Below are 23,869 nucleotides of genomic sequence, written 5' to 3'. Positions count from 1 at the left end.
TGAGAAGACAGGCAGTTATGACTGAAAAGCAAGCATCAAGAGCCGAAAGAGAGTACAAGAACAGACTGTTTCAAGTAACAGAAAATGTTGTTTCACCACAGGATACCAGAAGTTCAAGCAAATGAAACTAAAGGTTCAAGCAGAGGAAACTGGAGTTTCAAGAGGGGGAAACTAAAGTTTCATACGCAGGAAACACTTAGTGAAAAGCAGGATGGCAAAGACAGGGCGTAAGGATAAGTAAGGGAAAGTGTAAGGATGAGCGAGGGAAAGGGGTAAGATACACCGCATCTGCAACCATCCCACACCACTATCCTACACCCTATTAATATACTAATATTCAACAACATAAAGTGAGACTAGTGTAGGATGGCAGATGATCTTCAATTTTAAATCCACGAGGAGAAATACTCTTTCTGATATATTAAAGACATGAACAGGTCTCAATCAGATTTTATACTCTTCTATCTTTCTATACAACGTAGTAAGTCCAATTTTCAGCAAACGGGCAGTTTCCGTTTTATTTCCCTTAGTGTATTCCAAAACACGGGCAATATGTCTTCGTTCCATTGCCGCCAGTTCAAAGCCCTCCGCACTATCGTCCGAACATTCGTAATGAGTATTTTGAATTTCCAAAGGTAAATCGCAAATATCCAACCGCCCACCTTCGCAGACAATCAGGCTACGCTCGATAACATTTCGCAATTCGCGGATATTTCCTTTCCAAGACTGTTTCTCCAAAGCCTCCAGAAAAGCGGGAGTCATCTCACTAATGGAATACGAAAGTTTCTCGGAAAAGCTCTTGGCAAAAGCTGCTGCAAGAATACTGATATCCCCTGCCCGCTCACGAAGTGCAGGGAGATGCACCTGAAATACAGAAAGACGATAGAACAAATCTTCACGAAAACATCCCTCTTTGATTTCTTCCTGCAGGTTGCGGTTCGTTGCAGCAATGATACGCACATTCACCCTGGTAGGCTTTGTGTCACCTATTTTTATATACTCGCCGGTTTCAAGAATACGCAGTAACTTGGCTTGCAGTTCAAAAGCCATTTCCCCTATTTCATCCAGAAAAATCGTTCCGTTATGAGCTTCCTCAAAAAGCCCTTTCTTATCTTTCAAAGCACCGGTAAATGAGCCCGCCTTGTGCCCGAACATCTCACTCTCTAATAATTCCTTACTAAAAGAGGAGCAGTTGACCGCTACGAAATTCTGTTTACTCCGCTTACTATTATAATGGATAGCCTGAGCAAAAACCTCTTTTCCTGTCCCGGTCTCTCCGGTAAGTAATACCGGAACATCCGTGACAGACACCTTCTGTGCCAAAGAGATAGCCTCTTTCAGCACTTTCGATTCTCCTAAAATAGAATCGAACGAATACATCTGCCCGACTTTCTTCTCCAGTTTTTCCAACCGGACATTCATTCTTGCTTTCTCCGCAGCACGACTAATCAAAGGAATGATCTTATTATTATCATCTCCCTTCGTTATATAATCGAATGCACCATTCTTGATCGCCTGCACCCCGTCAGGAATATTGCCATGTGCGGTGAGAAGAATCACTTCCACATTAGGAGCCTGCTTCTTGATATTCAGCACTAAATCCACCCCATTCCCATCAGGAAGAAAAACATCACACAGAACCACATCGGGCGATTGGACTTCAAGTTGTTTGACAGCAGCTTTACAATCGCCAGCCTGACATACTTCGTACCCTTCAAGTTCCAGCATACGTGCCAAAAGGCTACGAATCTGGATTTCATCGTCAACAATAAGAATCTTACTCATACAATTTACTTACATTTAATGGAAGAATAAAAAACAGGGTGTGCAAATATAACTTTTTTCGATGAGTCTATGAACATTTCTTATATATAGTTCGTTATTTCCATAGGAAAATATTTACACTATAAAATTATGAAGATTATCATTATCGGAGGCGTTGCAGGAGGAGCTACCACTGCTGCCCGAATCAGACGAGTAGACGAGACAGCAGAAATTATCCTTTTGGAAAAAGGAAAGCATATATCGTACGCCAATTGCGGGCTGCCTTATTATATAGGAGGAGTGATTGAAGAACGGGAAAAATTATTTGTACAGACTCCCGAAGCATTCTCGACACGCTTCCGTGTTGATGTCCGCACGGAAAACGAAGTGATTTTTATTGACCGGAAGAAAAAGACAGTCACCGTACGTCAGAGTAGCGAGGATACGTATGAAGAGAGCTACGACAAACTGCTGATATCAACCGGAGCTTCTCCCGTACGGCCGCCATTACCGGGAATCGACCTTCCGGGTATTTTCACGCTAAGAAATGTCACAGATACAGACCGTATCAAAGAATATATCAACAGCCATTCTCCCCGAAAAGCGGTAGTGGTAGGAGCCGGATTTATCGGTCTCGAAATGGCCGAGAACCTGCACGCACAAGGGGCGAAAGTCTCGATTGTGGAAATGGGGAATCAGGTAATGGCTCCTATCGACTTCTCGATGGCTTCGCTCGTGCATCAACACCTGATGGACAAAGGAGTGAACCTGTATTTGGAACAAGCCGTAGCTTCTTTCGAACGGGAAGGAAAAGGACTGAAGGTTACTTTCAAGAACGGACAGTCGATTTCTGCCGATATTGTCATTCTATCTATCGGAGTACGGCCGGAAACCAGTCTGGCCCGGGCTGCCGAGCTAACGATCGGCCCTGCCGGCGGTATTGCCGTGAACGACTATTTACAGACATCCGACGAAGCCATTTATGCTATCGGTGACGCTATCGAATATCGCCATCCAATCACCGGAAAGCCCTGGCTCAACTACCTTGCAGGCCCTGCCAACCGTCAAGGACGCATCGTTGCAGACAATATACTGGGAGCTAAAATTCCATACGAAGGTTCCATCGGCACTTCCATCGCCAAAGTCTTTGATATGACGGTGGCTTCCACCGGCTTGCCCGGCAAACGGCTACGCTTGGAAGGTATCGATTATATGTCGTCTACCATTCATCCCGCTTCTCATGCCGGATACTACCCGGACGCTATGCCGATGAGTATAAAGATTACGTTCGACAAACAAACGGGACGGCTGTACGGAGGACAGATTGTCGGCTATGACGGAGTGGACAAGCGAATTGACGAGCTTGCGCTTGTCATCAAACATCAAGGTACGGTATACGACCTGATGAAAGTAGAACAGGCATACGCTCCTCCATTCTCCTCCGCCAAAGATCCTGTAGCAATAGCCGGATATGTAGCGGAAGATATGATTACGGGTAAAACGAATCCTGTCTACTGGAGGGAGCTGAGAGACATCGAGATGGAGAATAAATTCTTACTGGATGTCCGTACACAGGACGAGTTTGCATTAGGATCATTACCGGGAGCGGTCAATATCCCGTTGGATGAACTCCGGGACCGGATGTCGGAACTGCCGAAAGACCGTATGATTTATACGTTCTGCGCCGTCGGCCTGCGCGGTTATCTCGCTTACCGGATATTGACGCAACACGGATTTGACAAAGTACGTAACCTTTCAGGCGGATTGAAGACTTACCGTGCAGCCACAGCCCCCATCGTTATACACCAGGAGAATGAAGACCAAACAGACGAATCCCCTTCACCGCAAGAGAAGACACTTTCGAGCGAACCGTCAGCCGCACCGGCAATTCCCGTAGCAGCTGCAAAAACAATCCGTGTGGACGCGTGCGGGCTGCAATGTCCCGGTCCAATACTGAAAATGAAAAAGACGATGGACGGACTGGCTTCCGGCGAGCGGGTAGAGATTACGGCTACCGATCCGGGATTCCCGCGTGATGCTGCCGCATGGTGCAGCTCGACCGGCAATCAGCTCATTTCCAAAGAGGCATCCGGAGGAAAATCTGTTGTTATTATAGAAAAAGGAGAACCAAAAGCGTGCAATATTGTTACTTCTTGTGAGGACAAAGGAAAAACTTTTATCATGTTCAGTGATGATTTAGATAAAGCTTTAGCTACCTTTGTACTTGCCAACGGTGCGGCAGCCACAGGACAGAAAGTTACAATCTTCTTCACTTTCTGGGGATTGAACGTTATCAAGAAACTGCATAAGCCGGAAACCGAGAAAGATATTTTTGGAAAAATGTTTGGCATGATGTTGCCTTCCAGCTCGAAGAAACTGAAACTTTCAAAGATGAGCATGGGAGGAATAGGCGGAAAAATGATGCGGTATATCATGAATAAGAAAGGTATTGATTCTTTGGAATCACTGCGCCAACAAGCTCTGGAGAACGGGGTGGAATTTATTGCCTGCCAGATGTCGATGGATGTGATGGGAGTGAAACAAGAAGAACTTCTGGACGAAGTGACTATCGGCGGTGTAGCGACTTATATGGAACGGGCCGACAATGCCAACGTTAATCTGTTTATTTAACGGAACGAAATAATAAATATATGCAATGAGAAATATGAAAACAATATGTGCCATACGCGATGTATTCAGAGCTATGACCAATTTTGAGGCTAGCTTTGAGCAAGTCTACCAGATAACGCTGAACGAGGCCATGATTTTGTGCGCTCTCAAGTGCTCTTCGGAAAGAATGACGGCAACAAACCTGTCGAAACAAACAGATTTGAGCCCTTCCCATACATCAAAAATGCTCCGGATACTGGAAGAAAAAGGACTGATCGTCAGAACTTTGGGAAGCGAGGATCGGCGGCAAATGTACTTTACCCTGTCTGCTGCAGGAAGAGAACGGGTTTGTGACATGGAAATACAGAAGGTGGAAATCCCCGAATTACTGAAACCTCTGTTCAAAGACGCAGAATCTTAAACGGTTCTCTACAAAACTATAAAGAGAGTTCAAAACGCGGATTAACATGAATTAATCCGCGTTTTATTATTCATTATGACACACTCTCTTCTTTATTACAGACACAGAAAGAAAAATGTTAATTTTCCGGCAAAATAATTCTTCGTGCGAACCTTTTTATTTCTTTGTTGTTGTTTGTAACAAAAGCCCCAAGGTACCAGGGCCTGATTTTTATATAACCTAAACATTATAAAGATATGAAGAAATTAATTCCTATTTTATTGGCGGTCTTTGCACTCGCATCCTGCGAAAAAGACCCGGACATGGGTAAGCTGGATAACAACTATCTGGTATACACTAACTACGACAAGAAAGCTGACTTCAAAGTTCCTACATTCTATCTGGCAGATCAAATTCTGGTAATCAACGACAGTAAAGAACCGGAATATCTCGAAGGAGAAGGCGCTGAACAAATTCTGGCTGCTTACACGGAAAACATGGAAGCCAGAGGCTATACAGCCGCTGATACCAAAGAAAATGCTGATCTTGGTATCCAAGTAAGCTACATCGAAAGTACTTATTATTTCACCAGCTACAATCAACCCGAATGGTGGTGGGGCTATCCCGGCTATTGGGGACCCGGTTACTGGGGCGGAAACTGGGGTGGCGGATGGTACTATCCGTACGCTGTGACTTACAGTTATAGCACCAACTCATTCCTGACGGAAATGGTGGACTTGAACGCCGACCAAGGTGAAAAAGCCAAACTCCCTGTTGTATGGACCAGTTATCTGACCGGATTTGAAACAGGTTCGAGCGCTGTCAACCGTACTCTTGCAGTGGAAGCTGTCAATCAGTCATTCACTCAGTCACCTTATCTTACTAACAAATAAACAACTACAACTGTTATGAAAACAAGAAAAAATATATACTTCAAGGTAGTAGCCTTGGCGGCTATTGCCATCGCCTTCGCCATGCCGGCTAAGGCACAGCTATCAGACAACGGATATGCTAATATCGACTGGCAGTTTAATGTTCCCCTCGGCAATCATTTTGCCGACAAGTCCAGTGGTTGGGGTATGAACTTTGAAGGTGGTTATTTCGTGACTCCTAATATCGGTTTAGGTCTTTTCCTAAACTACCATACGAACCACGAATATGTAGGCCGTGAAACCTTCCAACTGGGAGCCGGTGAGGTAACTACCGACCAGCAACACACCATGTTCCAATTGCCTTTCGGTGCTGCTGCCCGTTACCAATGGAATCGCGGTGGATCCGTACAACCATACGTCAGCGCTAAACTAGGTGCCGAGTATGCTAAAATCCGTTCCAACTTCAATATGCTCGAAGCAAGAGAAAACAGTTGGGGCTTCTACGCTTCTCCTGAAATCGGTATCAACGTATTTCCTTGGGTATACGGACCGGGACTACACTTCGCTCTCTACTACAGCTATGGTACCAACAAGGCTGATGTACTGCATTACAGTGTAGACGGACTGAACAACTTCGGTTTCCGACTGGGTGTATCATTCTAAGGCTAAACTCTATCAGAATTACGTTAATAAAAAGAATGCCTCTCTGCTTCCACGAGCAGAGGGGCATTCCATTTTATAGCTTGCCGGAAAAGGAGGGATTACTTTTTCTTCATCGCATCATAAATCGCTTCCTGTATCCTTTCACGAATGTGCAATTGATTCAATTTACGGTTGGTCGCGTCCGGATAAACCCGGTTACTCAAAAAGACATAGACCAACTCATTCACAGGGTCCACCCAAGCACAGGTCCCGGTAAACCCAGTATGACCATACACTTCGGCAGGCACACCGGGAGCACAGTTCCCTTTCTTCGAATCAGTCATATCCGGTTTGTCGAATCCCAAACCGCGTCGGCTTATCTTTGAAACTTCTGTAGTAAACAGTTGACAGGTTTCCTTACTCAGATAACGCTGCCCGTCCAACTCCCCTCCATTCAATAACATCTGATAGATACGGGCAACCTCACGGGCTGTGGAAAAAAGTCCGGCATTCCCACCCAATCCACCAAAGAAAGCAGAAGCCTCATCATGAACAAAGCCTTGCAAAGTCTCTTTTCGCAAGAAACGATCTTTATTGGAAGGCACAATCTCCGATTTGGCAAAGCGGCGTAAAGGCAAATAACCCGTGCGCTCCAACCCCATCGGTCCGTAAAATTCACGTTGCAGATAGGCTTCCATCGGCATTTCCGCCAACTGTTCCACCAGCATTCCCAACAGAATAAATCCGATGTCACTATATACATAGCGTTTCTGTCTCAATGGAGTTTCCGCAATTTTCTCTTCTATCACTTTCCTGAATGAACGGTTCAGCCATATACTATCACAGATTTGAACGGTATAATCCCCGGTCCCGACAGACGAGATATATTCTTTTTTAAACTTAAAATCCGGATTCGCCCATGTAGTCGTACCAATCCGTAACAGATGTTTCGCATCCCTACGCGCACTGAATAATCGTCCGTCGTAACTATCCTTGTCTATCACTTCCTGATAGAACGGTATCCAAGATGGCAAACCGGACTGGTGAAGCAGGATTTCCTGAATAGTGATATCTTTCTTGTCTGTACGTTGCAGGAACGGTAAATAATCCGAAATCTTATCGGTAAGGCTGAAACGTCCTTTATCGTAAAGTTTCATAATAGCCAGCAGAGTTCCCGTAGTTTTGGATAAAGAGGCCAAATCGTAAATATCCGTAGATTCAACACGAGGACTGCCCTTTCCCGCATACGTACCGAACGCTTTATCATACATGATATGCCCGTTTCTCAAAACAACTATCTGGCAACCGGGATAGGCTCCCTGCTGAATGCCGTCCAGTGCAATGGCGTCAATCTTTTTCAGAAGGATGGACGAAAGACCATGCTCCTCCGGGATGAAATGTAAAGGCGTTCTCGGTGTAATGGTCACTCCCGCCCCTGTGGGAAACAATCCGCCTATACTTGCCGACAACCTTCCGTCCGCCGTGGCTTTGGCATATAAGATATCAGCCACCTGCCGCTGCACGTCACCATGATGGCTATGCCCCAATATCACGGCTGATGCGCGGGACACCGCACGTTGAATCTGCAACATCATTTTGCCGGGTGTAAAGAACAGATAGATAGCCGGGCTTTTAGGAACAAACTTGGCAAAGAAAGGCTGATAAGCCCCCAATCGTTGTTCACTGACCGCTACCACAATCCGTTTATAAGCAGCCAACGAATCACGCAACTTCTGATTTTCCTGTTCAGTCTGATTGGCACGAAGACGGAAACGGACCAATGAAGTATAACGGGACATCTGACTCGCCAGCGCATTCGTCTCACCCGGTTTTCCAACTTCGAGCAATGCAATCTTCTGTTCCTTGTCCGCGTGCAACGGTAAAATATGGTTCTTATTGTTCAGCACAGTAATCGCCGCCCAATTCAACCGACGGATTAAATCACGTGTCTGAGGAGTGTTAATACGCTGTTCCAAACCGGATACTTGCACAAACGGCTTTTTCTTTAATCCCAGTGCATATTTATAAGTCAGCACCTTACGGCATTTACTCTCAATATCCTCCCGGCTCAACTCCCCTTTTTCAATGGCTTCCAATACGGCGGATATCTCCGCTTTCAGATTACGGGGAGCCAGCACCATATCATTTCCCGCTTTCAATGCTTGCAAACTGACACTTCCATTCCCCGACACCCCTTTCATGGCAAGCGCATCTGTAAATATCAGCCCTCTAAAAGCCAATTCGTCCGTCAGCAAATCATACACTACATTGCGAGACAATGACGATGGGAGTCCGCCCACCGGTTCTATGATGGGCACTTGCAAATGGCCGACCATCATACCGCCCAATCCTGCCCGGATCGCTCTTTTAAAAGGATAAAGTTCTACACTGTCCAACCGCTCGCGAGTGAAAGGAAGCACAGGTAACGCCTTATGCGAATCAATATCCGTATCTCCATGACCGGGAAAATGCTTGCATACAGACAGTACTCCTCCTTCTTCCAGGCCGGATGCGTAAGCGATAACCTTATCTGCCACCTGTATCGGATTTTCTCCGAAAGAACGGGTATTAATCACCGGATTCTTCGGATTGATATTCACATCCGCCACCGGAGCAAAATTAACCTGAGCCCCAATCTGTTTGCACTGGCGGGCTACTTCACGCCCATACGCATGAATCAACCGATTGTCCTGAATACAGCCCAGCACCATATTTCTCGGGAAAACAGGTGTGCCGCGCAAACGCATTGCCAGCCCCCATTCTCCATCGAAAGTAATCATAACAGGTACTTTGGCTTGCCGCTGCGCCCGATTCGTCAAGTTGACCTGGTTCTGCAGTTTTCCACCGGAAAAAAGAAGTCCCCCCACTTTATAAGTATCAACGGCTTCACGCAGCAATTCCAGATTTCGTTTGGTATCCACAGGAGCGATGGTATAGATAAATAACTGCCCGACTTTTTCTTTGAAGGAAAGCCTATCCATTACCGAGTCTACCCAATGGCGGCAGTCCTTATCCTGAAGAGCCTTATATACCAACTGCGGTTCAACGGCAGCAGCATTTTGAGCCGAACCCGTTACCGGTCCGGCTGAAATAAGAAATAAAAACGCTAAGATTGAGAAAAGTTTCTTCATTTATGTTCCAAAGTCAAATCAAGACGGCCTACACGCACACCACTCTTCCCCGTATGCATGACAGCCACTTCTTCTCCATCCATGTTCAAATATGTTTTCGGGCCTTTCATAAAGGTGTGCGAATGCCCGCCCAAAATCACATCGATATTACGTGTATTCGCCACCAGGCGTTCGTCCATCTGAATTCCCAAATGCGACAGACATACCACAACATCACATCCTTTTTCTTTCAGCAAAGCAGCCACTTCATTCGATACCCCGACCGGGTCCTCATAAACTACTCCCTCACATTTATTAGCCTGAATCAGTCCTTCCGGTTCCGCTCCCAGACCGAAGACACCTATTTTCAAACCATATTTCTCTAAAATAACGTATGGCTTTACAATATCCTTCAATACCGTAGCTTCCAAATTATAATTGGCACAGACTACCGGAAACTTTGCCATCTTGAAAATACGGGCCATGTTATCCACATCGAAATCAAACTCATGATTGCCGATAGTCATCGCGTCATAGCCCATTTCGTTCATCAACTTAATTTCCACTTCCCCCTGGAACATATTATAATAGGGAGTCCCCTGCGAAATATCCCCGCAATCGAACAACAATACATTGTCGTGCTCTTTGCGGAACTGTTCAAGGAAAGTAGCCCGACGGACAAATCCTCCTTCATTATAATTGCGGTCACCTTTCTGATTGACCGGTTCAATACGACTATGCACATCGCTAGTCTGCAAAAGTATAAGTTCTTTAGTATCCTGCGCAAATAGGGAAAAGGCAAAGCTTACTACCAAGCACAGCAGAAATGATATCTGAATTCTTCTCATATCCAACATTTTTAGGTTCTCCTTTTTTATTTTATAGAAATACGTCCATCCAGTCTGGAGGTAATCAGCTTACCTTCGGCAGTCTGCTTCCGCACATATTCAAGAAACAGGCCGCGCAAAGTAGCGTTCTCCGGACATACACGTTTCTCCGCTTGCAGAAGAGCGTCCATCCGCCCGTTTCCATCCGCCAGATAATCGATGGTAGCTACCGTATAAGATTGGTCATCCTTCACCGGTTGTCCGCCAATGGTTACATTCAGCAGTTCGCCTTCCTTACTGATTTCCATACGAATGCCGCTCACTCCTTCTCCATGCAAGGAAGCGATAGCCTTAAAAAGACGTTTCATGTCCGTCCCCTTCATTGTCAACACACAAAGCGAATTCTCGAAAGGAAGGATTTCGAAGATTTCGCCAACGGTGATATCTCCCTTCGGTAAAATATTGCGCAATCCTCCCATATTTACCAATCCCATATCGGCAGGTTTACCCAATACCCGAACCGCCGCCTGCTGCAACACACTTGCCACAAGATTGGAAAGGAGGCTTTCCGGATTCCCTTTATCCATTATCATTTCACTGGTGCCAATGACTTCATACATCATCGCATCTACTTTGTCCTTATAGGGCTTCAATATCTCAGCAGCTCTTTTGTCGGGATTCGCATCCCAGACCGAATCGATCGTAATCATACTGCCTTTTACTCCAACCACTTCGTAGTTAGCCGTGGTTTCCCGTGCCGAGCGACAGGACGTAAAGAGGAAACCTCCCGCCAACACGGCTACAATCAGATACTTTACATAAGTCTGTTTCATGTTCGCTATTTTTAGATATGCTACAAATATACGAAAACATTTGGCTATCTGACAAATAATTCGTTACTTTGCACCGCTTTCGCGCAATCGCTGTCAAGAGAAGAGATACTTGGTATGTTGCGTTGTAACGATGAAACAATTTAATAATAACAACAATGGATTTAATTAAAATTGCAGAAGAAGCATTTGCTACCGGAAAACAGCACCCGAGCTTCAAAGCAGGAGACACTGTAACAGTAGCATATCGTATTATCGAAGGTAACAAAGAACGTGTACAGTTGTACCGTGGTGTTGTTATCAAAATCGCCGGTCATGGAGACAAAAAGCGTTTTACTGTACGTAAAATGTCAGGAACTATAGGCGTAGAAAGAATTTTCCCAATCGAATCACCGGCTATCGATAGCATCGAAGTGAACAAGGTAGGTAAAGTTCGTCGCGCTAAATTGTACTACCTGCGTGCTCTTACCGGTAAGAAAGCTAGAATCAAAGAAAAAAGAGCTAACTAATCCTAGTTACTTTTCGATTCGAAATAAAAAAGGGAACTTCCATTGCAGGAAGTTCCCTTTTTTATTGTCATTTCTCCCTCTGATCTTCCACTCTGAAACATAAAGCCCCGAGAGTCATAAACTCCCGAGGCTTCATTACCTTTACTACAATAATGATATATTATTCTTTCAGATCCTTCAATTCCCAAGCCAATGCACTGGCACCCAGTACGGCGGCATCAGAATCCTTCAGTTCGGAAACGAGCAATTTCGTCTTACCTTTATAGATATTCAGGATATTCCTATCGATTGATTCCTGAATCGGTTTCATGATATAGTCACCGGACTTAGCCAAACCGCCGAACAATACAATTGCTTCGGGACTGGAGAATGCGATAGCGTCCGCCAAAGCTTCACCCAAAATATTTCCGGTAAATTCGAAGATTTCCTGTGCCAGTTTATCGCCTTGAACGGCTGCGTCATATACATCCTTTGAAGTAATGTTTTCTGCAGGAATATTACGGAGCAGACTTGCATCCGTGCGGGCAGCCAAAAATTCGCGAGCAGTACGGGCTACACCGGTAGCCGAACAATAAGTTTCCAGACAACCTTTACGGCCACAACCACAAAGACGACCATCGCGACGAGCGATAACATGTCCCAACTCACCGGCAAAACCATCATGACCATACACCATCTGACCGTTGATAACGATACCGCTACCTACACCTGTACCTAGTGTAATCATGATAAAGTCTTTCATGCCACGGGCGGCGCCGTATGTCATTTCACCGATAGCGGCAGCATTAGCATCGTTTGTCAGGGCTGTAGGAATGCCCAGTCTTTCTTCAAACATAGCAGCCAACGGAAGAATACCTTTCCAAGGCAAATTCGGAGCGAACTCGATAGTTCCCGTATAGTAGTTACCATTCGGAGCACCCACACCGATACCTCTGATTTTATCCACACCGCCATTGGCGATAATCAATGGAAGAAGATTTTTGCACACTTCATCTGCATATTCTTCTACCGTAGGATAACCGGATGTTTTGATAGAACTGCTTGCTATAATAGTTCCGCGTGCGTCTACAATTCCAAAGACGGTATTTGTTCCGCCTATGTCAATACCTACTACGTAGGGTTTCTCCATGTTTGAATTCATGATACTTTTATTTAAAAGGGTTAGTTAATCATTAAGTTTACTGCACACAAATTACGTAAAGAAGATTGAGTCTACAAAATGTTTTTCAAAAAAAGTTCAACCTCTTTGCAACTTTTCTTATCTCGCTACCGTCTAATAGAAGAAATTCATAAGAAAACTGAAACAAAATAAAGGAAACTGTGATACAACTGACAAATATCAATAAGACCTATAATAACGGAGCACCTCTTCATGTGCTCAAGGGTATCGACCTCCACATCGGGCAAGGTGAATTTGTTTCCATCATGGGAGCGTCAGGGTCAGGAAAATCGACTTTACTTAACATATTAGGTATTCTTGATAATTACGATACCGGAGATTATTATCTGAACAACGTACTCATCAAAAATCTAAGCGAAACCAAAGCCTCCGAATACCGGAACCGCATGATCGGATTTATCTTCCAATCATTCAATCTGATATCGTTCAAAGACGCAGTAGAGAATGTAGCACTTCCTTTATTCTATCAAGGAGTAAGCCGTAAAAAGCGCAATGCCCTTGCTTTGGAATACCTCGACCGTCTGGGGTTGAAGGATTGGGCGCATCATATGCCGAACGAGATGAGCGGCGGACAGAAACAGCGTGTAGCCATCGCCCGCGCACTCATCACCCGACCGCAGATTATTCTGGCGGACGAGCCCACAGGAGCATTGGACAGTAAGACCTCCGTAGAAGTGATGCAAATACTGAAAGACTTGCACCGGACGGGGATGACCATCGTAGTCGTCACACACGAAAGCGGAGTTGCCAACCAGACCGACAAGATAATACACATTAAGGACGGTATCATTGAACGAATCGAAGACAACATTGCCCATGACGCTTCTCCTTTCGGTAAAAACGGATTCATGAAATAAAAACCAATCAGACATGATAGACATCTGGCAAGAAATATACAGCACCATTAAGCGCAACAAGCTAAGGACTTTCCTCACAGGGTTCGCTGTGGCATGGGGAATATTCATGCTTATCGTCCTCTTAGGGGCCGGCAACGGACTGATTCATGCTTTCGAAGAGTCTTCTTCGGAACGTGCACTGAACAGTATTAAAATCTATCCGGGATGGACTTCCAAGTCTTACGACGGACTCAAAGAGGGACGGAAAATTCAGCTGGACAACAAGGACTTACGGATCACCGACACTCATTTTCCGGATTATGTAATTAAGGCCGGAGCTTCCATCTGGCAAGGTACCGTCACCATCAGTTTCGGCTCGGAATATGCCAGTGTCGGGTTGGCAGGCGTCTTTCCCAATCATATAGAAATAGAAACCATAAAGCTCTTTAAAGGACGTTTCATTAATGAGACGGATATTAAAGAAAGACGGAAAGTAATCGTCCTGCATAAAAAAACGGCTGAGATTCTTTTTCATAAGACACATACCGAACCTATCGGGCAGTTTGTCAATATAGGAAATGTTACCTATCGGGTAGTGGGACTTTGCAACGACAAAGGAGATAGTGGTGAAAAACCTGCCCTCATACCTTTCTCTACCCTGCAAACGATCTATAATCAAGGAGACAAGCTGAGCTATCTGACCATCGCTACGAAGAATCTGGAGACGATTGAAGCGAATAATAATTTTGAAAAAGAGTATCGGAAAGCTTTGGGAGCCAACCACCGTTTCGATCCTACCGACAACAGCGCCTTATGGATATGGAATCAGTTCACCAATTATCTGCAACAACAAAAAGGTATGGCCATTCTACGTACCGGAATTTGGGTGATCGGCATTTTCACTCTTTTAAGCGGCATTGTAGGAGTATCCAATATCATGCTGATCACCGTTAAAGAACGTACACGCGAATTCGGTATCCGCAAAGCGTTGGGAGCCAGACCGGGCTCGATCCTTTGGCTGATTATTGTAGAAAGTGTAATCATCACTACTTTATTCGGCTACATAGGTATGGTGGCGGGCATCGGAGTGACCGAATGGATGAATGCCACTTTCGGCAATCAAGTCATGGATACCGGCGGATGGACAACAACCGTCTTCCTGAATCCGACCGTCGATATAAAAATAGCTATTCAAGCTACACTTACATTAATAATCGCCGGAACGTTAGCCGGATTGTTCCCTGCCCGCAAGGCTGTCAGCATCCGTCCGATTGAAGCACTTAGAGCAGATTAAGATTATGAAAATAGACATGGACACCTGTGAGGAAATCCTCATTACCATCACAAGAAATAAAACAAGAAGCCTGCTGACCGCATTCGGCGTGTTCTGGGGAATCTTCATGCTCGTAGCCCTTATCGGAGGCGGACAAGGATTGGAAGAGATGATGAAGAAAAACTTTGAAGGATTTGCCACCAACTCCGGTTTCCTTGCCGCGCAAAGAACGGGCGAGGCTTACAAAGGTTTTCGCAAAGGAAGATGGTGGGATCTGGAAGCAACAGATATCAACCGCCTCCGGTCACAAGTCAAAGAAGCGGAAGTGATTACTCCTTCCGCAGCCCGCTGGGGCTCCAAAGCCGTATACGAAGATAAAAAATACGATTGCAGTGTGAAAGGACTGTATCCGGACTATCTCCATATCGAATCACAGGAGATAGCATACGGCAGGTTTATCAATGATGTAGATATAAAAGAAGCACGCAAAGTATGCGTTATCGGGAAAAGAATCTACGAGAGTCTTTTCAAGCCGGACGAAGATCCGTGTGGCAAATACATACGTGTGGATGGAATTTATTACCAAGTCATCGGAATGTCTGCTTCCGAAGGAAACATGAGCATACAAGGACGGTCTTCGGAGGCGGTCATCCTTCCTTTTACTACCATGCAACAGACTTACAATTTGGGAGGGCAGATTGACGTGATCTGTTTCACCGTGAAACATGGAGTCAAGGTATCCGACATACACCCCCGAATGGAACAGATCATTAAAGCTGCGCATTATATCGCTCCCAACGACAAACAGGCACTTATGTATCTGAATGCCGAAGCGATGTTTTCTATGATCGATAACTTGTTTACCGGTATCCATATACTCATCTGGATGGTAGGATTGGGAACTTTGCTGGCGGGTGCTATCGGCGTGTCCAATATCATGATGGTCACCGTAAAAGAGCGTACCACTGAAATCGGTATCCGCCGGGCAATCGGAGCACGTCCGAAAGATATCCTGCAACAGATTCTGTCTGAAAGCATAGTGCTGACCGCCCTTGCAGGAATGTGCGGAATCTCCTTTGCCGTCATAGTGCTGCAACTAACAGAAATGGCAGCTAACTCAAATGGAGGTGATATCCGTTTCCAAGTTACCTTCGGACTGGCAGTCGGAACGTGTATCTTACTGATTGCGTTGGGTATGCTAGCCGGACTGGCACCCGCTTACCGGGCTATGGCTATCAAACCGATTGAAGCGATCCGGGAGGAGTAGAAGTTGAGAATTAGAAATTAAACATATATATCCAAGATGAAAAAGTATCTGAAAATCGCATTATTGGTAGTCGTTGCTATCATTCTTGTCGGAACATTTGTGTTCCTTTATCAGAAATCCAAACCTAAGGTAATCACTTACGAAACAGTTAGACCGGAAGTGACTGACCTCCAAAAAACAACAGTAGCTACCGGAAAGGTGGAACCGAGAGACGAAATCTTAATCAAGCCGCAGATTTCGGGTATTATCGACGAAGTGTACAAAGAAGCCGGACAAGCTGTGAAGAAAGGGGAAGTTATCGCCAAAGTAAAAGTAATCCCTGAACTCGGTCAACTGAATTCTGCGGAAAGTCGTGTGCGCCTGGCAGAGATTAATGCAACACAGGCAGAAACGGATTTTGCCCGCGTAAAGAAGTTGTACGAAGATCAGCTGATTAGCCGGGAAGAATATGAGAAAAGTGAAGTAGCTTTGAAACAGGCTCGCGAAGAAAGACAGACGGCTAAAGATAATCTGGAAATCGTAAAAGAAGGGATTACCAAAAACAGTGCCTCTTTCAGCAGTACCCTGATTCGTTCCACTATCGACGGACTGATTCTGGATATACCTGTCAAGGCTGGAAACTCCGTTATCATGAGCAACACTTTCAACGACGGAACCACTATCGCCACATTAGCCAATATGAACGACATGATTTTCCGTGGTAATATTGATGAAACGGAAGTGGGACGTATCCATGAACAGATGCCGATCAAACTGACAATCGGAGCTTTGCAGAATCTGACTTTCAACGCCATTCTGGAATATATCTCTCCGAAAGGGGTAGAAACCAATGGTGCCAACCAATTTGAAATCAAGGCTGCAATTACCATTCCGGATTCCGTACTGATCCGTTCCGGATATTCGGCTAATGCGGAAATCGTATTACAAAGAGCCAATCAGGTATTGGCAGTACCCGAAAGCACTGTTGAATTTAGTGGTGACTCTACATTTGTGTACATCATGACAGATTCAGTGCCCGAACAAAAGTTCCAGCGTACACAGGTGACTGCCGGTATGAGTGATGGGATCAAGATAGAAATCAAGAAAGGGGTAACCATTCAGGACAAAATACGTGGTGCAGAGAAAAAAGATAAATAATTGAATCCGATGAAAATAATTCGTAAAACCATATCAGCCTTTCTGCTTGCCGGAGTCGGAATCATCTCCATCCAAGCACAGAACAACCCTTCGCAAGCGTGGACGCTGCGGCAATGTATCGACTATGCCATTGAGCATAATATAGAAATCCGTCAATCGGCCAATAATGTCGAAGCAGGCAAAGTGAGCGTAAACACCACTAAATGGGCACGCCTTCCGAATTTGAGTGGTAGTGCCAGTCAAAACTGGAGTTGGGGGCGTACCGCTTCTCCGATAGACAACTCGTATAGTGACATCAACAGCGCCAATACCAGTTTCAGCTTGGGAACAAACGTACCTATATTTACCGGTTTGCAATTGCCCAACCAATATTCACTTGCCAAACTGGATTTAAAAGCTGCTATAGAAGATTTGAATAAAGCCAAAGAAGACATTGCAATCAATGTCACTTCCGCTTATTTGCAGGTTTTATTCAACCAAGAATTAAGTAAGGTTGCTCATAATCAGGTAGATTTAAGCAAAGACCAGTTAAAGCGCATCCAAGGGCTCCACGGAGTGGGTAAGGCGTCCTCTTCTGAAGTGGCCGAAGCACAAGCCCGTGTTGCACAGGATGAAATGACTGCTGTACAATCAGACAATACATACAAGTTGTCATTATTAGACCTCACCCAACTTTTGGAATTACCTACGCCTGAAGGATTCGTGCTCGAAGGTCCTAAGGAAGAACTAGAGTTCGAATCTCTCACTCCGCCGGATGACATATATACACAGGCACTTGCTTACAAACCAAGCATTAAGGCTGCAGAATATCGTTTGCAAGGTAGTCTTAATAGTATTCGTATTGCCCAAAGTGCGTTTTATCCACAACTCTCTTTCAGCGCCGGTTTGGGTAGCAATTATTATACTGTGAGCGGAAGATCAGAAAACAGCTTCGGCAGTCAGATAAAGAACAACTTGAATAAGTATGTAGGATTCAATTTGAGCGTTCCGATCTTTAATCGTTTTTCTACACGAAACCGAGTACGCACCGCTCGTTTACAACAAATAGACTTATCTTTGAGATTGGATAACGCAAAGAAAGTACTCTACAAAGAGATTCAGCAGGCTTGGTATAATGCTCTAGCTGCTGAAAGCAAGTACAACTCCAGTGAAGTGGCAGTGAAAGCTACCGAGGAGTCTTTCCGCTTGATGAGTGAGAAATTCAATAACGGCAAAGCTACCTTTGTAGAATATAATGAAGCCAAACTTAATCTGACGAAAGCTCTTTCGGATAAGTTGCAAGCAAAATACGACTATCTGTTCCGGACTAAAATTCTGGATTTCTACAAAGGACAAGTCATTGAATAAAAAGAAATATATTTGAGTTTAGTATAGTAGTTCCTTAAAACATATCCGTTGGTTCATTCGTTATTATAGAAAGAACTAACGGATATGAAGTGTTTTATCATCATAGTGATCGTAGTGATTAGTAATACATTTTTAGGAGTTGCTAAACCAATGAAAAATCAAGCAGAAATCTATTTTGCAGGAGGATGCTTCTGGGGAACAGAACATTTCCTGAAACAAATTCGAGGAGTAGAAAGTACTCAAGTAGGATATGCCAACAGTAATGTTGCCAATCCGAGTTATGAACAGGTCTGTTCAGGAAAAACCAATGCTGCGGAAACGGTAAAGGTGGTTTATGATCCTAAAACGATAGATTTAAATTTGCTGCTCGATCTGTATTTCAAGACAATTGACCCTACCAGCCTCAACCGTCAGGGTAATGACCGGGGAACACAGTATAGAACCGGAATTTATTATATAAATAAAGAAGATCTTCCTGTCATTAACCAGGCTATTAAACTATTGTCTGCACAATATAAGACTCCTATCGCTATAGAAGTAAAGCCATTGACTAATTTCTATCCCGCAGAGACTTACCATCAGGACTATCTGGATAAAAATCCGGGAGGATACTGTCATATCAATCCCGCTTTATTTGAAATGGCACGCAAAGCCAATGCACCGAAAACAAAAGTGTATCAAAAACCGGATGACTCAACCCTCCGCAAGGAACTGTCGGCGGAACAATATGCAGTAACCCAGAAGAATGCCACCGAACCGGCCTTCCACAATGAATACTGGAATGAGCATCGCCCAGGCATTTATGTTGATATTACCACCGGAGAGCCTTTGTTTGTTTCTACCGACAAGTTCGATTCGGGTTGCGGGTGGCCAAGTTTTTCCCAACCGATTCAAAAAGATCTAATCACAGAGAAGAAAGATACTTCGCATGGCATGATACGTACGGAAGTGCGCAGTAGAACCGGAGATGCCCATTTGGGACACGTATTTACAGATGGTCCGAAAGAGAAAGGCGGATTACGTTATTGCATCAATAGCGCCTCCCTTCGTTTTATCCCGAAAGAGAAAATGCAAGAGGAAGGTTATGGAGAATATTTGCCGCTCGTTAAATAGATATTGAAGAGTTACAAAAGCTAATCGTAATTGTTCATTAGAAAAACAGAATGGTGTACGAAAACGAACGAGGTTGTGTCAAAATGCTGACACAACCTCATCCAAGTTACGGGCGTTGCCCGGAATAGTCTAGCCGGTGAAAACCCGGAGTCTAGTTCTCCTTCCGCTGAGGAGTAATGAGATTGATATAAATAATAAAGGAATAGGTTATCTTCTTGAACCGCTGCTGTTTCTTTCAGAGGAACGGGAAGAGCTTTGAGTGCTATTGCTTCTCGCACTTCCGGAAGAAGAGCGTCTTTCTGTTTGTCCACTAGAGACATTGCTCCGGGTAGATCTACTGCGACCAGAATCACTGCGACTGGAGCTACTACGACTGGAACTACCGCGCCTGGAACTGGAAGAGCTGTTATTTCTCTCAGAACTGTTATTTCTATTATAGGAACTACTATCGTTTCGTTTACTTGAACTTCCTCTCGAACTACTACTTGTTTTTCCACTTTCACGATTGGAGGAACTGAAGCCAGTTGAACTTCCGCTTGTTGGTCTGCGATTAGAGCTTGAAGAACCGGGACCTGTTTCCGGACGGTAAGAATTACCCGGACGAGTCGGTGCATTATGCGGACGTACCGAAGAATTCGGACGAATCCGAACCGAGCCAAAATCCGAACGGCGGTAAGAGTGATACACTCTTTGATCTCTTACCCGATGAGGCGTAGAATAATGGTGAAGATTATTGTATCTACCCCGATAATAGCTGGTATGATGAATATGCGGACGATAGTGCGCTCCACAATAGGTATGATAATGATAAGGCACACCGAAATAGAACAAGCCGCGATTCGGATAATTGATATAAACCCGTAAACTCCATCTTCCTCCGGTCACATAAATCGGCCGATAAAAATAATCGGCTCCCATGAACCGGCGATATTGTCCATCACTCAATACCCAACGAAGATCGTCATTACGGATGTCCAACGCTTCATAATAGTCATCCATCGCCCATTCATAACCACGTGCCACGTAATCCATGATATTACGGACCGAATAAATAAAGTCGTAATTAATCTCATACGCATCATTATATTGTTGAGTGGTCAGATTCAGTTCATACGCCATCTTATCTGTAAGAAAACGTGTTTCCTTACGTATCTTGCTAGTACTCATTCCTGCCATCACAGTCATACCGGCACCCAAACCGATAGCAAAAAGTAAAAATAATATCCGCTTCATAATTCAACCTCCTATCATTTATTATTTCAATCCCCCCACACACTTAATCATTTATCACTATCGACGTCTGCCGTAGCTTTGCACAAACTTATTCATCTCATCCCTGTTAGACGAAAATGTCAGCGTAGCAATGACTGTAAAGAAAGCCCCTTTATCAACAATACGCGGATACATCATCTTCATAATCTCCATCCGGTCATCATCAAAAGTATAAAGTCGCGTCAATTCAAGACATTGCCCGGAAGTAAAATCCGAACCGGCCAACGCCGTCTTAATCATCTCCATGCGGTCATCCTTAAAAGGTTCTTTCTTCACCTCACTGAGAAACCTCTTAAAAAGTTGCTCACTCATCACTCTATCATATTGACTATCCGGACAATATCCCTCTTGTCCGGGGCGGCCAGGACTACCAGGACGAATCTCTCCACGTCCATCCACGTAAATCTCTTTCACACTATTCCCATCAAAATAAATACGTTCATTATATAACCGCCTCCCTTTCCATACTCTCTCTCCCGGACGGGCAGAGCGCGTAGCATACACTTCAACGGTGTAATATCCTGATTTCAAGTTAGCGACAAAACATGTTGTAGTCGGCAGACACATCTGGTTTCCTCCAAAATACACAAGAATCGGGGTATCTCCGCCATCAATACGAATTCCACTTACAGTCTGCGCCTTTAAAGAGAGAGCAGCGAGTAGGATACAGAAACTTATTACAATCTTACGCATACTTATCCAGTTTTTATTATTAATATCTCTAATCTGATAGTACAAAAATAGGGTGAGAAAACTCCCCACCCCAATGATTCCCTCTATTCGTGCATAGGGATTTCCCTATTCTATTTAGGATTCCACCAAAGCAATGCCATCCTCATGCAAGGTAATCAGACGTTTCTTATACAAATCGCCTACTCCTTTCTTAAAGGTTTTCTTACTCACACCGAACGTATCATAAATATCTTCCGCAGGACTCTTGTCGTTCAGATGAATCCGTCCTCCCTGCTCTTTGATATAATCAAGTAATGTCTTCGCAAAATCATCGACCTTTTCAAAGCCCGGTTTCTGAAGAATCAAATCCACCTTTCCATCCTCACGCACCTGTTTCACAAAAGCCTTCATCTCCATTCCGGTCTCTATCGAACTGAATATTTCATTCTCATACAGTAAGCCGCTATATTTATTATCTATAATTGCCTTAAAGCCTAAATCCGTCTTCTGCCAGATAAGAATATTCACCTCTGCTCCCGGAGCATATTCCGGCTTTTCTTTCGACAGATAACGTTCCACTTTTGCTGAAGCTACAATACGGTAACTCTCTTCATCCACATGTGCATGAACCACATACTTCCGTCCAACCTGCATTTTCATCTTCTGCTCACGGAACGGCACAAACAGATCTTTCATCAGTCCCCAGTTCAGGAAAGCTCCGTATTGATTTACCCAGGAGACTTCCAGACAAGCAAACTGTCCGACCTGCACTAACGGGGTTAGTGTCGTAGCAATCAGCCTCTCATCCATATCCAGGTAAAGAAACACATTCAAAAAATCTCCTATCTTACAATCCTCGGGCACATAGCGGGTAGGCAACAAAATCTCACCTTCTTCCCCACCATCGAGATATACGCCGAAATCGACTTCCTTCACGACTTCAAGCTGGTTGAACTTTCCTAATTCGATGCTCATATTCTTATCTATTATATTATATAAGATACAAAGATAATCTATTTTGAATAGATCCCTCAATCAGTCAGCTATAACTTTTCGTTATCGGGCAAAACTATTTGCAATGAACAATTTGCTTTCTAATATGTTAACTTTGTAGCGACAAAAAGAAAGAGTAAATTATTCACCTTTTTAAACATATAAAATTATGGAATTTCTAACCAACGAGAAACTTACGATTGTGGGAGCTGCCGGAATGATCGGCTCCAACATGGCACAAACAGCCATGATGATGAAACTCACTCCGAATATTTGTCTCTATGATCCGTTCGCACCAGCTTTGGAAGGAGTAGCTGAAGAACTGTATCATTGCGGTTTTGAAGGTGTCAACCTTACCTATACTTCCGACATCAAAGAAGCACTGACCGGAGCTTCTTATATTGTTTCTTCCGGTGGAGCAGCCCGTAAGGCAGGTATGACCCGCGAAGATCTGTTGAAAGGAAATGCAGAGATTGCCGCTCAATTCGGAAAAGACGTTCGTCAATATTGCCCGAACGTAAAACATATCGTTGTCATCTTTAATCCTGCAGACATCACCGGCTTGATTACTTTGTTGTATTCAGGTTTGAAACCTTCACAAGTTTCTACATTGGCTGCGTTGGATAGCACCCGCTTGCAAAACGAACTGGTGAAATACTTCCATATCCCCGCTTCCGACATTCAGAATTGCCGTACGTATGGCGGTCATGGAGAACAAATGGCTGTATTTGCATCTACCACTAAAATAAAAGGAGAGCCCCTGACCGATTTCATCGGTACTACCCGCCTTCCGTTGACGGAATGGGAAGCACTGAAAGTACGTGTCATCCAGGGTGGAAAACATATCATCGACCTTCGCGGCCGTTCTTCTTTCCAAAGTCCGGCTTATCTGTCTATCGAAATGATTGCTGCTGCTATGGGCGGGCAGCCATTCCGCTGGCCTGCCGGAACGTATGTTTCCAATGGCAAATTCGACCATATCATGATGGCGATGGAAACTTCAATTACTAAAGACGGCGTTACTTATAAAGAAGTAGCCGGAACTCCTGCCGAACAGGAAGAATTAGAAAAGAGCTACGAACACTTATGTAAACTTCGTGACGAAGTGATTGAAATGGGAATCATCCCAGCCATCAAGGACTGGCATGCTTTGAATCCCAATATTGACTAATCAAACAATATTAGCGAAAGCAGAAGGCCGAAACCTGACGATCT

The 23,869-nt window shown here is 44.4% G+C and carries 20 protein-coding genes; 12 read left to right on the top strand and 8 right to left on the bottom strand.

Annotated elements, in window-relative coordinates:
• Positions 1–444: 444 nt before the first annotated feature.
• Positions 445–1,785, bottom strand: coding sequence for a sigma-54-dependent transcriptional regulator (locus BACFIN_RS03895; RefSeq protein ID WP_007756821.1), 1,341 nt, complete (start codon positions 1,783–1,785; stop codon positions 445–447).
• A gap of 129 nt (positions 1,786–1,914) precedes the next feature.
• Between BACFIN_RS03895 and BACFIN_RS03900 the strand changes: the two genes are divergently transcribed.
• From BACFIN_RS03900 to BACFIN_RS03915, 4 genes are all read left to right on the top strand, one after another.
• Complete coding sequence (locus BACFIN_RS03900; RefSeq protein WP_007756819.1) at positions 1,915–4,395, top strand: FAD-dependent oxidoreductase; 2,481 nt, start codon at positions 1,915–1,917, stop codon at positions 4,393–4,395.
• Between the two features lie 34 nt (positions 4,396–4,429).
• Entirely contained in the window at positions 4,430–4,795 is a 366-nt protein-coding gene (locus BACFIN_RS03905) for a winged helix DNA-binding protein (protein WP_032839862.1), read from the top strand.
• A 236-nt stretch (positions 4,796–5,031) separates the two neighbouring features.
• Positions 5,032–5,667 (top strand): DUF4136 domain-containing protein, encoded by a 636-nt coding sequence (locus tag BACFIN_RS03910; protein WP_007756809.1) that lies wholly within the window; start codon positions 5,032–5,034, stop codon positions 5,665–5,667.
• Positions 5,668–5,682: 15 nt separating this feature from the next.
• Positions 5,683–6,309: an outer membrane beta-barrel protein gene (locus tag BACFIN_RS03915; RefSeq protein WP_007756808.1), complete on the top strand. Its 627-nt coding sequence runs from the start codon at positions 5,683–5,685 to the stop codon at positions 6,307–6,309.
• A gap of 98 nt (positions 6,310–6,407) precedes the next feature.
• Here BACFIN_RS03915 and BACFIN_RS03920 read toward each other — a convergent pair whose 3' ends face one another.
• Genes BACFIN_RS03920 through BACFIN_RS03930 form a run of 3 tightly spaced genes read right to left on the bottom strand, consistent with a single transcriptional unit; the run spans position 6,408 to position 11,058 of the window.
• Complete coding sequence (locus BACFIN_RS03920) at positions 6,408–9,419, bottom strand: glycoside hydrolase family 3 N-terminal domain-containing protein (RefSeq protein ID WP_007756807.1); 3,012 nt, start codon at positions 9,417–9,419, stop codon at positions 6,408–6,410.
• The gene (locus BACFIN_RS03925; RefSeq protein ID WP_032839871.1) at positions 9,416–10,246 is read right to left on the bottom strand and encodes a bifunctional metallophosphatase/5'-nucleotidase; all 831 of its coding nucleotides are present in this window, start codon (positions 10,244–10,246) and stop codon (positions 9,416–9,418) included. Before BACFIN_RS03925 ends, BACFIN_RS03920 begins: the two co-directional genes overlap by 4 nt.
• A 26-nt stretch (positions 10,247–10,272) precedes the next feature.
• Positions 10,273–11,058, bottom strand: a complete 786-nt coding sequence (locus BACFIN_RS03930) for a 5'-nucleotidase C-terminal domain-containing protein (protein WP_007756805.1) — start codon at positions 11,056–11,058, stop codon at positions 10,273–10,275.
• A 155-nt stretch (positions 11,059–11,213) separates the two neighbouring features.
• On the opposite strand from BACFIN_RS03930, the gene rplS reads away from it, so the two are divergent.
• Entirely contained in the window at positions 11,214–11,564 is a 351-nt protein-coding gene (gene rplS / locus BACFIN_RS03935; RefSeq protein WP_004296199.1) for a 50S ribosomal protein L19, read from the top strand.
• 160 nt (positions 11,565–11,724) lie between these two features.
• Here rplS and BACFIN_RS03940 read toward each other — a convergent pair whose 3' ends face one another.
• Positions 11,725–12,705 carry an ROK family protein gene (locus BACFIN_RS03940; RefSeq protein WP_022275422.1) on the bottom strand — a complete coding sequence of 327 codons (981 nt, stop codon included), beginning with the start codon at positions 12,703–12,705 and terminating at the stop codon, positions 11,725–11,727.
• Positions 12,706–12,884: 179 nt separating this feature from the next.
• On the opposite strand from BACFIN_RS03940, the gene BACFIN_RS03945 reads away from it, so the two are divergent.
• The 6 genes from BACFIN_RS03945 to msrB all read left to right on the top strand — a co-directional run bounded on the left by BACFIN_RS03945 (position 12,885) and on the right by msrB (position 19,717).
• Positions 12,885–13,601, top strand: a complete 717-nt coding sequence (locus tag BACFIN_RS03945) for an ABC transporter ATP-binding protein (protein WP_007756800.1) — start codon at positions 12,885–12,887, stop codon at positions 13,599–13,601.
• Positions 13,602–13,614: 13 nt separating this feature from the next.
• Positions 13,615–14,874: an ABC transporter permease gene (locus BACFIN_RS03950; protein WP_007756798.1), complete on the top strand. Its 1,260-nt coding sequence runs from the start codon at positions 13,615–13,617 to the stop codon at positions 14,872–14,874.
• Positions 14,875–14,878: 4 nt separating this feature from the next.
• Entirely contained in the window at positions 14,879–16,120 is a 1,242-nt protein-coding gene (locus BACFIN_RS03955; RefSeq protein WP_032839861.1) for an ABC transporter permease, read from the top strand.
• A 36-nt stretch (positions 16,121–16,156) separates the two neighbouring features.
• The gene (locus BACFIN_RS03960; RefSeq protein WP_007756795.1) at positions 16,157–17,257 is read left to right on the top strand and encodes an efflux RND transporter periplasmic adaptor subunit; all 1,101 of its coding nucleotides are present in this window, start codon (positions 16,157–16,159) and stop codon (positions 17,255–17,257) included.
• Between the two features lie 9 nt (positions 17,258–17,266).
• Positions 17,267–18,604 (top strand): TolC family protein, encoded by a 1,338-nt coding sequence (locus BACFIN_RS03965; RefSeq protein ID WP_007756794.1) that lies wholly within the window; start codon positions 17,267–17,269, stop codon positions 18,602–18,604.
• An 84-nt stretch (positions 18,605–18,688) separates the two neighbouring features.
• Positions 18,689–19,717, top strand: a complete 1,029-nt coding sequence (gene msrB / locus BACFIN_RS03970) for a peptide-methionine (R)-S-oxide reductase MsrB (RefSeq protein ID WP_007756793.1) — start codon at positions 18,689–18,691, stop codon at positions 19,715–19,717.
• Between the two features lie 207 nt (positions 19,718–19,924).
• Here msrB and BACFIN_RS03975 read toward each other — a convergent pair whose 3' ends face one another.
• The 3 genes from BACFIN_RS03975 to BACFIN_RS03985 all read right to left on the bottom strand — a co-directional run bounded on the left by BACFIN_RS03975 (position 19,925) and on the right by BACFIN_RS03985 (position 22,636).
• The gene (locus BACFIN_RS03975; protein ID WP_007756792.1) at positions 19,925–20,950 is read right to left on the bottom strand and encodes a hypothetical protein; all 1,026 of its coding nucleotides are present in this window, start codon (positions 20,948–20,950) and stop codon (positions 19,925–19,927) included.
• A 57-nt stretch (positions 20,951–21,007) separates the two neighbouring features.
• Positions 21,008–21,682 (bottom strand): DUF4476 domain-containing protein, encoded by a 675-nt coding sequence (locus BACFIN_RS03980; protein WP_032839860.1) that lies wholly within the window; start codon positions 21,680–21,682, stop codon positions 21,008–21,010.
• A gap of 114 nt (positions 21,683–21,796) precedes the next feature.
• On the bottom strand, positions 21,797–22,636 hold the full coding sequence (locus tag BACFIN_RS03985; RefSeq protein ID WP_007756790.1) for a CvfB family protein: 840 nt from the start codon (positions 22,634–22,636) through the stop codon (positions 21,797–21,799).
• A 187-nt stretch (positions 22,637–22,823) separates the two neighbouring features.
• On the opposite strand from BACFIN_RS03985, the gene BACFIN_RS03990 reads away from it, so the two are divergent.
• Complete coding sequence (locus tag BACFIN_RS03990; protein WP_007756789.1) at positions 22,824–23,825, top strand: malate dehydrogenase; 1,002 nt, start codon at positions 22,824–22,826, stop codon at positions 23,823–23,825.
• Positions 23,826–23,869: the final 44 nt, after the last annotated feature.

Source organism: Bacteroides finegoldii DSM 17565 (assembly GCF_000156195.1).
GTDB classification, from domain to species: Bacteria; Bacteroidota; Bacteroidia; order Bacteroidales; family Bacteroidaceae; genus Bacteroides; species Bacteroides finegoldii.
This window is presented reverse-complemented; position numbering and strand designations above follow the sequence as displayed.

Coding starts and splice junctions, on each gene's coding strand:
- BACFIN_RS03895 (WP_007756821.1), bottom strand. CDS start 1,785: ATGAGTAAGATTCTTATTGTTGACGATGAAATCCAGATTCGTAGCCTT.
- BACFIN_RS03900 (WP_007756819.1), top strand. CDS start 1,915: ATGAAGATTATCATTATCGGAGGCGTTGCAGGAGGAGCTACCACTGCT.
- BACFIN_RS03905 (WP_032839862.1), top strand. CDS start 4,430: ATGAAAACAATATGTGCCATACGCGATGTATTCAGAGCTATGACCAAT.
- BACFIN_RS03910 (WP_007756809.1), top strand. CDS start 5,032: ATGAAGAAATTAATTCCTATTTTATTGGCGGTCTTTGCACTCGCATCC.
- BACFIN_RS03915 (WP_007756808.1), top strand. CDS start 5,683: ATGAAAACAAGAAAAAATATATACTTCAAGGTAGTAGCCTTGGCGGCT.
- BACFIN_RS03920 (WP_007756807.1), bottom strand. CDS start 9,419: ATGAAGAAACTTTTCTCAATCTTAGCGTTTTTATTTCTTATTTCAGCC.
- BACFIN_RS03925 (WP_032839871.1), bottom strand. CDS start 10,246: ATGAGAAGAATTCAGATATCATTTCTGCTGTGCTTGGTAGTAAGCTTT.
- BACFIN_RS03930 (WP_007756805.1), bottom strand. CDS start 11,058: ATGAAACAGACTTATGTAAAGTATCTGATTGTAGCCGTGTTGGCGGGA.
- rplS (WP_004296199.1), top strand. CDS start 11,214: ATGGATTTAATTAAAATTGCAGAAGAAGCATTTGCTACCGGAAAACAG.
- BACFIN_RS03940 (WP_022275422.1), bottom strand. CDS start 12,705: ATGAATTCAAACATGGAGAAACCCTACGTAGTAGGTATTGACATAGGC.
- BACFIN_RS03950 (WP_007756798.1), top strand. CDS start 13,615: ATGATAGACATCTGGCAAGAAATATACAGCACCATTAAGCGCAACAAG.
- BACFIN_RS03955 (WP_032839861.1), top strand. CDS start 14,879: ATGAAAATAGACATGGACACCTGTGAGGAAATCCTCATTACCATCACA.
- BACFIN_RS03960 (WP_007756795.1), top strand. CDS start 16,157: ATGAAAAAGTATCTGAAAATCGCATTATTGGTAGTCGTTGCTATCATT.
- BACFIN_RS03965 (WP_007756794.1), top strand. CDS start 17,267: ATGAAAATAATTCGTAAAACCATATCAGCCTTTCTGCTTGCCGGAGTC.
- msrB (WP_007756793.1), top strand. CDS start 18,689: ATGAAGTGTTTTATCATCATAGTGATCGTAGTGATTAGTAATACATTT.
- BACFIN_RS03975 (WP_007756792.1), bottom strand. CDS start 20,950: ATGAAGCGGATATTATTTTTACTTTTTGCTATCGGTTTGGGTGCCGGT.
- BACFIN_RS03980 (WP_032839860.1), bottom strand. CDS start 21,682: ATGCGTAAGATTGTAATAAGTTTCTGTATCCTACTCGCTGCTCTCTCT.
- BACFIN_RS03985 (WP_007756790.1), bottom strand. CDS start 22,636: ATGAGCATCGAATTAGGAAAGTTCAACCAGCTTGAAGTCGTGAAGGAA.
- BACFIN_RS03990 (WP_007756789.1), top strand. CDS start 22,824: ATGGAATTTCTAACCAACGAGAAACTTACGATTGTGGGAGCTGCCGGA.